This window comes from Flavisolibacter ginsengiterrae DSM 18136, assembly GCF_059568575.1.
Map to the genome: position 1 here is coordinate 187,350 of NZ_JCANTR010000004.1, position 13,534 is coordinate 200,883.

A 13,534-nucleotide genomic window follows, 5' to 3' on the forward strand; every position below is an offset into this window, starting at 1 on the left:
TTGATAATTTAGTATTCTTACAATAAAATTAAACAACTGTATGATGAAAAGATGGATTGCGCTGGCTGCAATGGCCTTCAGCCTGGCCGGTAATGCCCAAAACACCCCCCTATGGATGAGGTATCCTTCCCTGTCACCTGATGGCAAAACAATCGTGTTTAGTTATAAAGGTGACCTTTACAAAGTTCCTTCCTCCGGGGGAGAGGCCTATCCAATGACCATTCATGAAGCGTATGATTACATGCCCGTATGGAGCCATGACGGAAAATGGATCGCCTTTGCTTCTGACCGCTACGGAAATTTTGATGTGTACATCATGCCTGCTACCGGAGGGGAAGCAAAAAGATTAACCTACAATTCTGCCAATGATTATCCATACGATTTTACTGTAGACAACAAGTCTATATTATTTGGCACCAACAGGAATGATGTGTACACATCGGCGCGCTTTCCCCAGCGTAACCTGTTCCAGAAATTGTACGAGGTACCTGTAACAGGTGGCCGGTCTGTTTTATTCAACTCCGCTGGTGCTGAATTTGCCCGTTTCAACAACAGTGGTGACAAATTAATTTTCCAGGATCGCAAAGGTTATGAAGATGCCTATCGCAAACACCATACTTCATCTGTGACCCGGGATGTCTGGGTGTATGACACTAAGAAAGATGAGTATATGCAGGTCTCAACTTTTGAAGGCGAAGACCGTAACCCGGTTTGGGGTAATGATGATAATAGTTTTTATTTCCTGAGTGAAAAGGAAGGTAGTACACAAAATATTTATAAGGCCAGTGTAGCAGGCGGAACTTCCTTGAGCCAGCTATCACATTTCAAAGAACATCCCGTTCGTTTTTTAAGCCGCTCTTCCGATGGCCTGCTTTGTTTTACCTATGATGGCGAGATATACACTTTGAAGGAAGGTTCTGAGCCTCAAAAAGTTTCCATTACCATAAACCAGGATACAAGAGGCAATGATGACAAGATATTGCCTGTGAATTCAAATGTTACCCAAACAGTATTGTCGCCAAATGGCAAGGAAGTAGCATTTGTTGTCAGGGGTGAAGTATTTGTAACCTCTGTGGAAGGGGGCATCACCAAGCGTATCACGAACACTCCGTCACAGGAAAGAACTGTTGAGTTCAGCCCTGATGGCCGTTCTCTTTATTATGCATCTGAAAGAGGTAATAGCTGGGACATCTATAAAGCCTCTATTGAGCGCAAGGAAGAGCCATATTTTTATACATCAACGGTTATCAAAGAAGAACCTGTTATCGCCACTGAGGCGGAAGAATTTCAACCTGAAGTTTCTCCGGATGGAAAAGAGATCGCGTACCTGGAAGAAAGAAATATTTTGAAAGTCTATAACCTGGCTACCAAAAAAAGCAGGACCATAGTTCCAAAAGGTGTCAATTTCTCTTATGCAGATGGTGACCAGTATTATACCTGGTCGCCGGATGGCAAATGGATCGCCTTCAATTCTGCCGAAGGAAAATGGCCTTCTTCAGAAGTAGCTTTGATGAAAGCAGATGGATCAGGAGAAAGGATAAACCTTACTCAAAGTGGTTTTTCTGATGGACTGGCCAAATGGGCTTTTGGCGGTAAGGCTTTATTGTGGGTAACAGACAGGGATGGCAAAAGACCCCTGGCTGTACAGGGTGCCCGTGAAGTGGATGTATATGCCATGTTCTTTGACCAGGAAGCTTATGACAAGTTCAAACTGAATAAAGATGAATTCAGCCTGTTGAAGGAAAAGGAAGACAAGGATAAGGAAGCCCTCAAAAAAGACAGCAGCTTAAAGATCAATCCTCCCGGCAAAAGCTGGCAGCCAATGATAGAAGGCCTGGACCATCGCAAAATGCGGCTCACCATCAACTCGGGGAATATATCTGATTATATCCTTAGCAATGACGGGGAGAAATTATACTTCATGGCGCGGATGGAAAAAGGCTACGACCTTTGGATGACCAATCCCAGAACCAAAGAGACCAAACTGGTAGCTAAAATGGATGGTGGCCCCGCAGGCATGAGCCTGACTGCAGATGGAAAAAATCTTTTTGTGGTAAGTGATGGAAAAATCATGAAAGTGGATGCGGAAAGCGGTAAGGTATCACCAGTAACTGTTAATGGAGAAATGGTGTTGAAGGCAACAGAAGAAAGAGCCTATATATTCGACCACACCTGGAGACAGGTCGCCAAAAAATTCTATGACCCCAATCTTGGTGGCGTTAACTGGAACCAGTACCATACCACTTATGCCAAATTCCTCCCGCACATTAATAACAACTACGATTTCCAGGAATTATTGAGCGAGTTCCTTGGCGAACTAAATGCTTCGCATACAGGAGGACGTTATGCTCCCCAGGTTCAGAATGGAGATGCAACAGCCAGCCTTGGAATGTTGTACGATGAGACCTATGAAGGTAATGGGCTGAAGGTTATGGAAGTACTGGAGGGAGGGCCTTTTGTTAATGCCAAAACAAAGATCAAAAAGGGTGTTATCATTGAAAAGATAGATGATGAAGCCATCAACAATAGTTTTGACTGGGCCAGGTTACTCAACCGCAAAACAGGTAAAAACATTCTATTGAGTCTATTCGATCCGGAAACAAAACAGCGTTGGGATGAAACCACCAAACCTATATCACAGGGTGAAGAACAAAACCTGCTGTACGAACGATGGGTAAGTAGCAACAGGAAAAAAGTAGAGCAATTATCTGGCGGCAAAGTAGGTTATGTGCATGTACAGGGAATGAACGATGCCAGTTACCGTTCCACTTATGAGGATGTGCTGGGAAAAGAAGGAGATAAGGAAGCGCTGATTGTAGATACCCGCTTTAATGGTGGTGGTTGGCTGCATGATGACCTGGTTACTTTCCTGAGCGGTAAAAAATACCTGGGCATGGCTCCACAGGGAACACAGATCAAATCATCAGAGCCATTTAATAAATGGACAGCACCTTCAACTGTGTTAATGAGTGAGAGCAACTATTCAGATGCCTTTATATTTCCCTATGCCTATAAAAGTTTGGGTATAGGAAAAACAATTGGCATGCCGGTGCCTGGTACCGGAACAGCAGTATGGTGGGAAACACAAATAGATCCTACACTTGTATTTGGAATTCCTATGGTAGCAACAATTGGAAAAGAAAAAAGACCCACAGAGAATTTGCAACTGGAACCTGATATTAAAGTAGCAAATGATTACAAATCTATTTTAACTGGCAAGGACCTTCAACTGGAAAGAGCGGTGAAAGAAATGCTAGAAGAGATCAAAAACAAAAAGAAAGACTTTTAAATGAAAAAAGCCCCGGAACTTACCGGGGCTTTTTTAATCGCATAACATTAACATAGCTGTGAAAATTGCTTCGTAAAAGCACTATTGCTTGCAGCAATTGCTAAGTATCCCATGCAATAGGTATTAACCACTACACACCAATGAATAGCGCCTGCGAAAAGACAATTATTATTATCTTTTACCGTTAATAATCCATTCACCTTGAAAACACCAATATGATTCGCTTAGTATCCTCATTTATTTTGTTAAGCATTACATTTTCAGCTCGTGCCCAGCAGGTAACAGGTGTGTGGAAAGGAAAGATTGATAAGAAAAATGTTGAGGTAAAGATCATTCAAAAAGGAGATAGCCTGACAGGCACTTCGTATTATTACGAATCTTCCAAAAATTACAGGCGATATAGTATCAAGGGTTATTTCGATCCCAACAACAATAGTGTTATATGGTGGGATGACCAGTTGATTGAAGATAAGGGCGATAAGCCATTGGGTGGCGCTTCACGCACCCCACTCCTTTCAGAAGCAGATTTCAATTGCCCTGGGGGAGGTGAAATGTATCTTGATGGAAAGTCTTCTCCTAAAAGAAAACCAGAGCAAAAAAACGGCATAGTAGCTCTGACTAAAATCCATGATCCACAATTTCCTGATGAATGGGATTATGTTGTCGACAATTACACTATTGGTGCTAATGACCCTGACATCATTGACAGCGTTTTCCTGATAGCCTTTACACCTTACATCAGACCTCATGAGGAACCAGTTGTTATAGAAAATAAGAAAGAAGAAACACCGCCTGTGCTTTTGCCTGGAATGACATCTGTCCCTACAACTTCAGCACTTGTTATTACACCAGAAATAAAACCGCTCACCATAGAAGAAAAATATATTTCAAGGGAGAAGGTCTTTACAGCAGACATACCAATTGAAGGAGATTCAGTGGAACTAAGGTTTTATGATAATGCCGAAGTAGATGGTGATTCTATTTCCTTATTTCTGAATGCCAGGTTGATTTTTACGCACATCCGTTTAACAGACAAAGCTTATTCCATCAAATTGCCTGTTCAGGAACTGGCAGACACCAATGAATTGACAATGGTTGCAGAGAATTTAGGGTCCATCCCTCCAAATACTTCTTATATGGTGGCCCTGGTTGGGGACAAGAGGTATGAAGCCAAACTGGCAAGTACGGAAAATAGCAGCGCCATGATACGGTTGGTGAAACAATAATCAACCAGCAGCTTCCTGGCTATTGGTTACTATTTTCTAATATAAGAACTGGAGTATTGGCTACCTGGGTGATATCTATTCTGTTGATCAATTTTTCTTCCAGCACATCAGCCATAGTTTCAAAGTATAGGACCACATCTTCCCTTTGATTCTTTTGCAACCAGCGGAATCCGCCGGGTAGCTTTTGTAATATGACTCTATCCTGCAGGTATTCCAGGTTGTGAATATCGGTAGCTGTTAAACCTATTGCTTCCAGTTTGGAAACCAGCATATCTACAGGAACCCTTGTTGTTTCACACCAGCCCTGAGCGATCTCCGTCCACTCTCCTATGCCGGTATGGGCATAGCTTAATATCTCTTCCTTACTCAAATGAGTTACCACCTGTAATAGATGGCCGCAATTGCAAGCCCCATGGTGTCCCCAGGCATATGGCTTACCATTCCTGAGGTTAGTAGCTGCCTGGCGTAGTGCCTGGATCAATGTGAGGTTGGGATGTGCCATTTATTGCCTTTTCTTTTTCTTGCACAACTATCATTCCTATAAATAAAAAATCCACACCGCTGGTATGGATCAATGTGAAAATTGAATGCTCCAACTATAAAATTATCCTGGCAAATACAGGAAAGTGATCGGAAGAAAAACGCCCTTCCCAGCTTTGTGAGAATGTAGCATGCTTTATTACACGTCCGCCATTTTTAAGAAAGATGTAATCTATAGGCTCGTTGTCCACTTCCTTTGATTGAAAGCCATTAAATGTACCTGTAGGGCCATAATGGCCTGTTGCGCTTATGGACTTAGAGTCTATGAGATGATCTGCATCCGTGGCATCGGTAATCACCTGTATGGGTTCATCATCAGGCTTTGAATTAAAATCACCTGTTACCACTACAGGATAATAACCAGCTATATCTTTTACCTTCTTTAAAAGGAGCTTTGCACTTTCCCTCCGGGCAATCCTTCCCATATGATCAAAATGAGTATTAAAAGCATAGAATTGCTTTTTAGTCCTACGGTCCCTGAACTTTGCCCAGGTAACAATCCTGGTAATTGCTGCATCCCATCCTTTACTTCCGGGAATAGTAGGTTGTTCGGAAAGCCAGAATGTTTGCGATTGTAACAATTGCAACCTTGCCGTATCGTAAAAAATGGCTGAAAATTCACCTTTCTGCTTACCATCATCCCTACCGCCCCCTACATACTTATAACCTGTAAGCCTGGTTTGCAGATCCATCATCTGGTCATACAAAGCCTCCTGTACACCTACAATATTAGCTTCATGAAACAGTATCTGCGAAGCCACCTTGTCTTTCCTGTAAGGCCAGGCATTCAGGCTATCAGATGCAACATTCAGCCGGATATTAAATGTCATTATATTAAGGGACTGTGCCTGCAAAAAAACAACCAGGCAAATGGTAACCACAAGAGCGATTGATCTTTTCATGGTAAGATTATTAAGGTCTCAAATAATTGGCTATAATTTAAACTCCATGTGTTCCTCGTATTCAATGGCATGGCAAGGGTCATTAAATAACCACATTCACCATCTTCCCTTTCACATAAATAAATTTCTTTAACCCCTTACCCTCCATCCATTTTTGAACTACGGGGTTAGCCATCACAATGTCCTGTACCTCTTGTTGTGTTGCGTTCAGGTCAAGCACTATCTGTGTTCGTAATTTTCCATTTATGGATACAGGGTATTCCTTGGAAGTTTCAATTACATACTGAGATTCGAATTTTGGAAAACGCGCATCGAGTATGGTAGTTGTATTTCCGAGCTGGTGCCACAGTTCTTCACTTACATGAGGGGCATACGGTGTCAATAATATTAGCAAGGGCTCGAAGATCTCCTTTTTATGACATTTCAAATCGGTTAGTTCATTGACACAAACCATAAAGGCACTTACAGCCGTATTGTAGGAAAAGCGTTCAGTGTCCTCTTCTATTTTACGTATGGTGCGGTGCAATACTTTTAATTCTTCACCTGTTGCTTTCTCCGTCGTAACCTGGTTTCCTTTTTGCTCATCAAAAAACAGGCGCCATAGTTTTTTCAAAAAGCGGTGTACACCTTCAATGCCTTTCATATCCCAGGGCTTACTCATTTCTACAGGCCCGAGAAACATTTCGTACATACGGAAAGTATCTGCACCGTAGCGCTCTACAATAAGATCTGGGTTGACCGTATTCACCTTGCTCTTACTCATTTTTTCCACTTCAGCACCGCAGATATATTTTCCATTTTCCAGGATAAATGTGGCTTCGGCATACTCCGGCTTCAATGATTTAAAAGCCTCCATATCCAGTTCAACTCCATCTACAATGGTGACATCCACATGAAGATCATCTGTTTCGTATTGATCTTTAAGGCCTGCTGATACAAATTGGTTCGTACCATGCACCCTGTAAACAAAACGGGATGAACCCTGTATCATTCCCTGGTTCAATAATTTTTTAAAAGGTTCATCAAAGCTGATATATCCCAGGTCAAAAAGCGCCTTGGTCCACATGCGGCTATACAGCAAGTGTCCAACAGCATGTTCTGTACCTCCCACATATAGGTCTACCTGGCGCCAGTAATCGCTCCATTTCTTATCACAGAATGTTTGCTCATTGTGAGGGTCCATATATCGGAGGAAATACCAGGAAGAACCGGCATAGCCAGGCATTGTATTGGTCTCCAGGTTCCTCAATGTCCATTCAGGTATGTTGGCCAGTGGCCCTTCTCCTTCAGGTCCCGGTTTATAGGATTCAACGAATGGCAATTCCAAGGGTAATTCAGTTTCATCTAATGGCCAGGCAATACCATCAATCCATTTAACCGGGAATGGCTCACCCCAGTAACGCTGTCGGCTAAACGCTGCATCCCTGATCTTGTAATTCACATGCCGTTTACCTATTCCCATTTCTTCCAGCTTATTGATAACAACATCAATGGCATCCTTCATCACCATTCCATCCAGGAAGCCACTATTGCTCAACCGTGCTTCCTTGGTTGGGTTAGCCTCCTCGCCGTTGTACGCGTCACCTATGATGTTGGTTATCGGCAGGTTGAAATACCTGGCAAACTTGTGGTCTCTTTCATCCCCGCTGGGCACAGCCATAATGGCTCCCGTGCCATAACCCGCTAATACATATTCAGAGATCCAGATGGGTATCTGTTTTCCATCAAATGGATTAATGGCGTATGCGCCGGTAAATACACCACTGATCTTTTTCTCTGCCATCCGCTCTCTTTCACTGCGGCTTTTGACATAGGCAATATATTCCTCTACAGCACCTTTTTGTTCCGTTGTTGTAATGTGCTCAACCAATTCATGTTCAGGAGCTATCACCATAAAATCAACACCGAAAATGGTATCTGGCCTTGTAGTATAAACTCTCAATACATCATCCTCATGACCAGCAATGGCAAAGTCCATTTCTGCACCACTGCTTTTCCCGATCCAGTTGCCTTGCATTTCCTTCATGGCATCGCTGAAATCCACTGTTTCCAGTCCTTTCAGTAAACGATCGGCATATTCCGTAATGCGCAGGTACCATTGACGCAGTTTCTTTTTTACAACAGGATACCCACCGCGCTCGCTTACACCATTAATCACTTCGTCATTGGCCAGTACCGTTCCCAATGCCTCGCACCAGTTCACTTCACCATACCCACAATATGCCAGGCGGTATTCCATAAGTATGACCTGCTTAGTCTTTTCAGGGAAACTATTCCATGCTTCCGCGGTAAAGGTGACATGCGGATAATCGGGTATCTGGAAATTGCTATCTGGAATGGGATGGTCTTTATTTCCATTATCTTCAAAAATGGCAACCAGTTGATCTATCGGCTCAGCCTTATCATTCTCACGGTTATACCAGCTTTTAAATAATTGCAGAAATATCCACTGTGTCCATTTATAATAACCCGGTTGAGAAGTGTTGACCTCCCGGCTCCAGTCAAAGCAAAAGCCTATCTTATCAAGCTGGCTGCGAAAGGTCTTGATATTCTTAGTTGTACTTACAGCAGGATGCACACCATGTTCAATGGCATATTGTTCTGCTGGCAACCCAAAAGCGTCATAGCCCATAGGATGCAGCACATTAAATCCCTTTAACCTTTTATAGCGGGCAAAAATATCAGAGGCAATATACCCTAAAGGATGACCAACATGCAAGCCTGCCCCACTTGGATAAGGGAACATATCCAACACATAATATTTGGGCTTTGTGGTATCGTTGGGAACTTTATATACACCTTGTTCCGTCCATGCATTTTGCCATTTCTGTTCAATATCTCTGAATTTGTACTCCATTGATCTTTTACTTTTTGTCTATAGTTGCTCAGGGATTTAAAAAAAGAACCTTCCAGGTTCTATAGGTTCATTTATCAAAATTTTCTCATTTACGCTTAAATAGCGTAACAATATTCAATAACAGGCAACCGTTAGGGAGGGCAAAAATAACCCTTTCAGGCTTTAAACTTTGCAAAACCAAAGGGTTGACCTCAATGCTAAGCACCAAACCTTTATTTTTGTTCACTTCTTAAACAAAGAGATAGCATGGCTCAATCAAGCAAAGCAGCAGCAAGACGTGGAAAACCATCCTATGTAATGTCTATTATCGGGGTGACGCTTGTTCTTTTTTTACTAGGCATTGTGGGCTGGCTGGTCATAAATGCGGCCAAGCTGGGTGATTATTTCAGGGAAAATGTGGAAGTAAAAGTTCATTTAAGGGGCGATGTGCCCTCAAAGGACAGCGTAGCTTTAATGCAATATTTCGCCTCACAGCCCTATGTCAAAAATTACAGCTTTGTCAATAAGGAAATGGCCAGGCAGAAATACCTGTCTGATGGAAATGAGGACTGGAACAAAATACTTGATTACAATCCCCTGCCCAACAGCATTTATTTCAATGTGAAAAAGGAATTTGTGCAGGTGGATACACTTGAGGCCATTCGTAAGAATATCGAGCAGACCCAAAGTGCTTACGTAACGGATGTACAATACCCAAAGGAACTGGTTACCAACCTGAATAAGAACCTGCGCAACATTAGCCTGATCTTATTGGTCATAGCCATTATCCTTGCCATCGTGGTCATTATCCTGATCGATAATACCATCAGGCTGGCCATGTTCAGTAACCGCTTCCTGATCAAGACCATGCAAATGGTAGGCGCAACGCGTGGATTTATTGCACGCCCCCTGAACTTAAGGGCGATCATCAATGGGGCCATCAGTGCCGTGATTGCGGTTACCCTGATCTATATACTGATCACCATTGCGGGCAACCTGGTTCCTGAGATCAAGGTGGTGCATTCCACTTCCACCATGCTCCTTTTATTCTTTGTATTGATCATTATAGGCATCACCATCACCTTATTCAGCACCTACCGCAGCGTATTAAAATACCTGCGCATGAAGCTGGATGAATTATATTAAAAGTTTGTAGTTTGTGGTTTGTAGTTTGTAGTTCTTTAGGTTGAAGTAGCCTTGAACTTGTAACCATTCTGAATATTATAAAGTTTTTTATAACATCACGCCAACTACAAACCACAAACTATAAACCATAAACTTTGTTATGTTTGTCCGATGAAAGAAAAAAGAACTACCACGACAACGGCCGTTAAGAAGGAAAGGTCGGGCATTGGTTCACTTTTTGAAAAGACCAATTTCACCTGGATGCTGATAGGCGCCGGTGTGATGATACTTGGGTTTATATTGATGGCAGGCGGACGCAGCGACGATCCCAATGTCTTTAATGTAAATGAAGTTTACGGCACCCGCCGCATCACCATTGCACCCATTATTATTTTAGCAGGCCTTGTCATTGAGATCGTTGCCATCTTCAGGCAGCCCAAAAACAGCTAGTATCAATATACCCTGATGAATATTATTGAAGCTATTATCATAGCCGTCGTGGAAGGCCTCACCGAATTTTTGCCAATATCCTCCACTGGCCATATGATCATTGCCAGTTCCTTATTAGGGATTGGTGAAAATGATTTTACCAAGTTATTTGAAGTCGCCATCCAGCTGGGTGCCATTATGGCCGTAGTGGTCTTGTATTGGAAAAGATTTATTTCTCCTCTTTCCAAAGGTGCCGAAGGTTGGAAATTCTATGCAAAGCTGGTCGTAGGAGTATTACCAGCACTTATACTAGGCTTCCTCTTTAATGACCAGATAGATAAATTGCTGGAAAGTCCCACAACAGTTGCCATCACCATGCTTTTGGGTGGTATTGTGTTGTTGTTCATAGACAACTTTTTTAAAGTCCACACCATTGAAAAAGAAGAAAATATCAGCTATCCCAATGCTTTCATCATCGGGTGCTGGCAGGTGTTAGCGATGATCCCCGGCGTCAGCCGCAGTGCAGCATCTATCATTGGAGGTATGCAGCAAAAACTGACGCGTAACCTGGCCGCTGAATTCTCCTTCTTTCTTGCAGTCCCTACCATGTTTGCGGCTACTGCTTATTCATTGTTTTTAAAAAAATGGCATGGAAGCGGCGTACCAAGGCGTGGATATGAACTGATCATGGAAAGCAACCAGAACATGGTGGCTTTTGTTATAGGAAACATAGTAGCCTTCGTAGTAGCCTTGTTAGCCATCCGCTTTTTTATCAATTATCTCAAGGCCTATGGTTTCAGGCTATTTGGCATTTACCGGATCATTGTAGGCATCCTGCTCCTTATCCTGATCTTTACAGGTTACCTGGGTTAATGATTATTTTTTAAAATATTTGAAAGGCATCATTCGTGATGTCTTTCTTATTTTTACCTATACCGTCTCTCTTAATTAGCTAAGGAAGACATAATTGACGCAATTATGCAAACTGCTCCCAAGAAAGTGATCAATGCCTGGGCCATGTACGACTGGGCCAACAGCGCTTATTCCCTTGTGGTTGTTTCAGCGCTCTACCCTTCCTATTTCATTGCCATAGCACCAGAGCGCGTACAGTTACTGGGAAGGTCATTTGACAGGTCTGCACTGGCATCTTACATGATCTCATTTTCCTTTTTTGTTATTGCCCTTATATCTCCCATTCTTTCATCCATTGCGGATTACAAAGGCAATAAGAAATCATTCATGAAGTTCTTTTGCTACCTGGGCGCGGCAGCCTGTGTTAGCCTCACCTTCATGACCAAAGAAACGATCACCTTTGGTATAGTAAGCGCCATCATGGGTGCCATTGGATTTGCGGGTAGCATTGTCTTTTACAATTCTTATTTGCCTGATATAGCCGCCGAGGAAGACCAGGACCGTATCAGCGCCAAAGGGTTTGTACTGGGTTATATTGGAAGTGTGTTGTTAATGGTCTTCTGCCTTACCGCTATTATACTGAATGACAATATGCACCTTGGATGGGACGCATGGCCTGTTAGACTTTCTTTCCTGGCAGTAGGTTTATGGTGGGCAGGATTTGCGCAGATCACCTTTAATCGTCTCCCGGCATCAAAGGCATCACAACAACACCCCGAGCATAGCATATTTATCAATGGCTTTTACGAATTGAAAAAAGTTTGGTACCAGTTTCGGCATCATCCCATTATCAAACGCTTTCTTGTCAGCTTTTTCTTTTACAATATGGGCGTTCAAACTGTCATGTACCTGGCTCCCTATTTTGCTTCCGATGAATTGAAAATGGAGTCTTCCCAATTGATCATCACCATTGTCATCATCCAGTTGGTAGCCATCCTGGGTGCTGTGATCTTCTCGAGGTTGTCTAAGATCACCAGTAACCTATTTACACTTGGTGTCATCATCATCATTTGGATCGGCATATGCCTGTCTGCTTATTTTATTCAAACGGCCATGCAGTTTTATGCGCTGGCTTTTTGTGTTGGAATGGTCATGGGAGGCATACAATCCATGTCACGATCCACCTATTCCAAATTATTGCCCCCAACAAAAGATACGGCTTCCTATTTCAGCTTTTATGATGTTTGTGATAAAATAGGCCTTGTATTAGGCACGCTGACATTTGGTTATGTGGGAGAGTTTTTGGGAGGCATGAGGAACTCCGTAATGGCCCTTATGGTATTTTTTATAATCGGGGGGATTTTATTGTTATTTGTGAACCGTGTACAAACAAGGGTAAGAAAACCAGGTATTGCTATATGAATCTTTATACTATTAATACAGGAAACTTTAAACTTGATGGCGGGGCCATGTTCGGCGTAGTGCCCAAATCCATCTGGAACAAGATCAATCCGTCTGACGAAAATAATCTTTGCGACTGGGCCATGCGTTGCCTGTTGATTGAAGATGGCAACCGGCTGATACTGGTAGACAATGGTATTGGAGATAAGCAGGACCAAAAATTCTTCAGTCATTATTATCTACATGGAGATGATACGCTGGACTCATCCCTTGCATTACATGGTTTTCACCGTGATGATATTACGGATGTTTTTCTCACCCATCTTCATTTTGACCACTGTGGCGGATCTATTATTCGTGTAGGTGACAAACTGGTTCCTGCATTCAAAAATGCAATTTATTGGAGCAACCAAAAACACTGGGAATGGGCAGTTTACCCCAACGACAGGGAAAAGGCCTCTTTCCTGAAAGAAAATATCCTGCCGATACAGGAAAGTGGACAACTTCAATTTATAAGCAATCCGTCTACACCTGTTGCGAAGGACCTTCAACACCAGGAAATTGCCAAACTGCCTTCAGTAACTTTTACCGATAGCATATCCATTCGTTTTGTAGATGGGCATACCGAAGCGATGATGTTTCCACAGGTGCAGTATAAAGGCAGAACCATTGTGTACATGGCAGATCTATTACCTTCTGCCGGGCATATTCCAATGCCCTACATTATGGCTTATGATATGTTCCCACTTACGACCCTAAAGGAGAAGAAGTCCTTTCTTAAAGAAGCTGCCGATAATAATTATATATTATTTTTCGAACACGATCCATTAATTGAATGTTGTGAACTTAAGAAGACGGACAAAGGTATCAGGGCGGACAGGGGCTTTAAACTGGAAGAATTGTAATACCAGGGAAACCGAACTACTTAAAACAG

At 42.5% G+C, this 13,534-nt stretch carries 10 protein-coding genes; 7 read left to right on the forward strand and 3 right to left on the reverse strand.

Annotated elements, in window-relative coordinates; translation table 11 throughout:
• Positions 1-40: 40 nt before the first annotated feature.
• Both BP74_RS06365 and BP74_RS06370 read left to right on the forward strand, forming a co-directional pair.
• Entirely contained in the window at positions 41-3,289 is a 3,249-nt protein-coding gene (locus BP74_RS06365; protein ID WP_496372208.1) for a S41 family peptidase, read from the forward strand.
• A gap of 215 nt (positions 3,290-3,504) precedes the next feature.
• Positions 3,505-4,515, forward strand: coding sequence for a hypothetical protein (locus BP74_RS06370; protein ID WP_496372210.1), 1,011 nt, complete (start codon positions 3,505-3,507; stop codon positions 4,513-4,515).
• A 19-nt stretch (positions 4,516-4,534) separates the two neighbouring features.
• Here BP74_RS06370 and BP74_RS06375 read toward each other — a convergent pair whose 3' ends face one another.
• The 3 genes from BP74_RS06375 to leuS all read right to left on the reverse strand — a co-directional run bounded on the left by BP74_RS06375 (position 4,535) and on the right by leuS (position 8,814).
• The gene (locus BP74_RS06375) at positions 4,535-5,017 is read right to left on the reverse strand and encodes a hypothetical protein (protein WP_496372212.1); all 483 of its coding nucleotides are present in this window, start codon (positions 5,015-5,017) and stop codon (positions 4,535-4,537) included.
• A gap of 94 nt (positions 5,018-5,111) precedes the next feature.
• Entirely contained in the window at positions 5,112-5,957 is an 846-nt protein-coding gene (locus BP74_RS06380) for an endonuclease/exonuclease/phosphatase family protein (RefSeq protein ID WP_496372214.1), read from the reverse strand.
• A gap of 82 nt (positions 5,958-6,039) precedes the next feature.
• Complete coding sequence (gene leuS / locus BP74_RS06385) at positions 6,040-8,814, reverse strand: leucine--tRNA ligase (RefSeq protein WP_496372216.1); 2,775 nt, start codon at positions 8,812-8,814, stop codon at positions 6,040-6,042.
• A gap of 246 nt (positions 8,815-9,060) precedes the next feature.
• Here leuS and BP74_RS06390 point away from each other — a divergent pair, with 246 nt between their 5' ends.
• From BP74_RS06390 to BP74_RS06410, 5 genes are all read left to right on the forward strand, one after another.
• Complete coding sequence (locus BP74_RS06390; RefSeq protein WP_496372218.1) at positions 9,061-9,939, forward strand: cell division protein FtsX; 879 nt, start codon at positions 9,061-9,063, stop codon at positions 9,937-9,939.
• A 150-nt stretch (positions 9,940-10,089) separates the two neighbouring features.
• On the forward strand, positions 10,090-10,368 hold the full coding sequence (locus tag BP74_RS06395) for a DUF3098 domain-containing protein (protein WP_496372220.1): 279 nt from the start codon (positions 10,090-10,092) through the stop codon (positions 10,366-10,368).
• Positions 10,369-10,383: 15 nt separating this feature from the next.
• On the forward strand, positions 10,384-11,220 hold the full coding sequence (locus BP74_RS06400) for an undecaprenyl-diphosphate phosphatase (protein ID WP_496372222.1): 837 nt from the start codon (positions 10,384-10,386) through the stop codon (positions 11,218-11,220).
• Positions 11,221-11,325: 105 nt separating this feature from the next.
• The gene (locus BP74_RS06405) at positions 11,326-12,621 is read left to right on the forward strand and encodes an MFS transporter (RefSeq protein WP_496372224.1); all 1,296 of its coding nucleotides are present in this window, start codon (positions 11,326-11,328) and stop codon (positions 12,619-12,621) included.
• Positions 12,618-13,505: an MBL fold metallo-hydrolase gene (locus BP74_RS06410; RefSeq protein WP_496372226.1), complete on the forward strand. Its 888-nt coding sequence runs from the start codon at positions 12,618-12,620 to the stop codon at positions 13,503-13,505. Before BP74_RS06405 ends, BP74_RS06410 begins: the two co-directional genes overlap by 4 nt.
• The last annotated feature ends 29 nt before the right edge of the window (positions 13,506-13,534 follow it).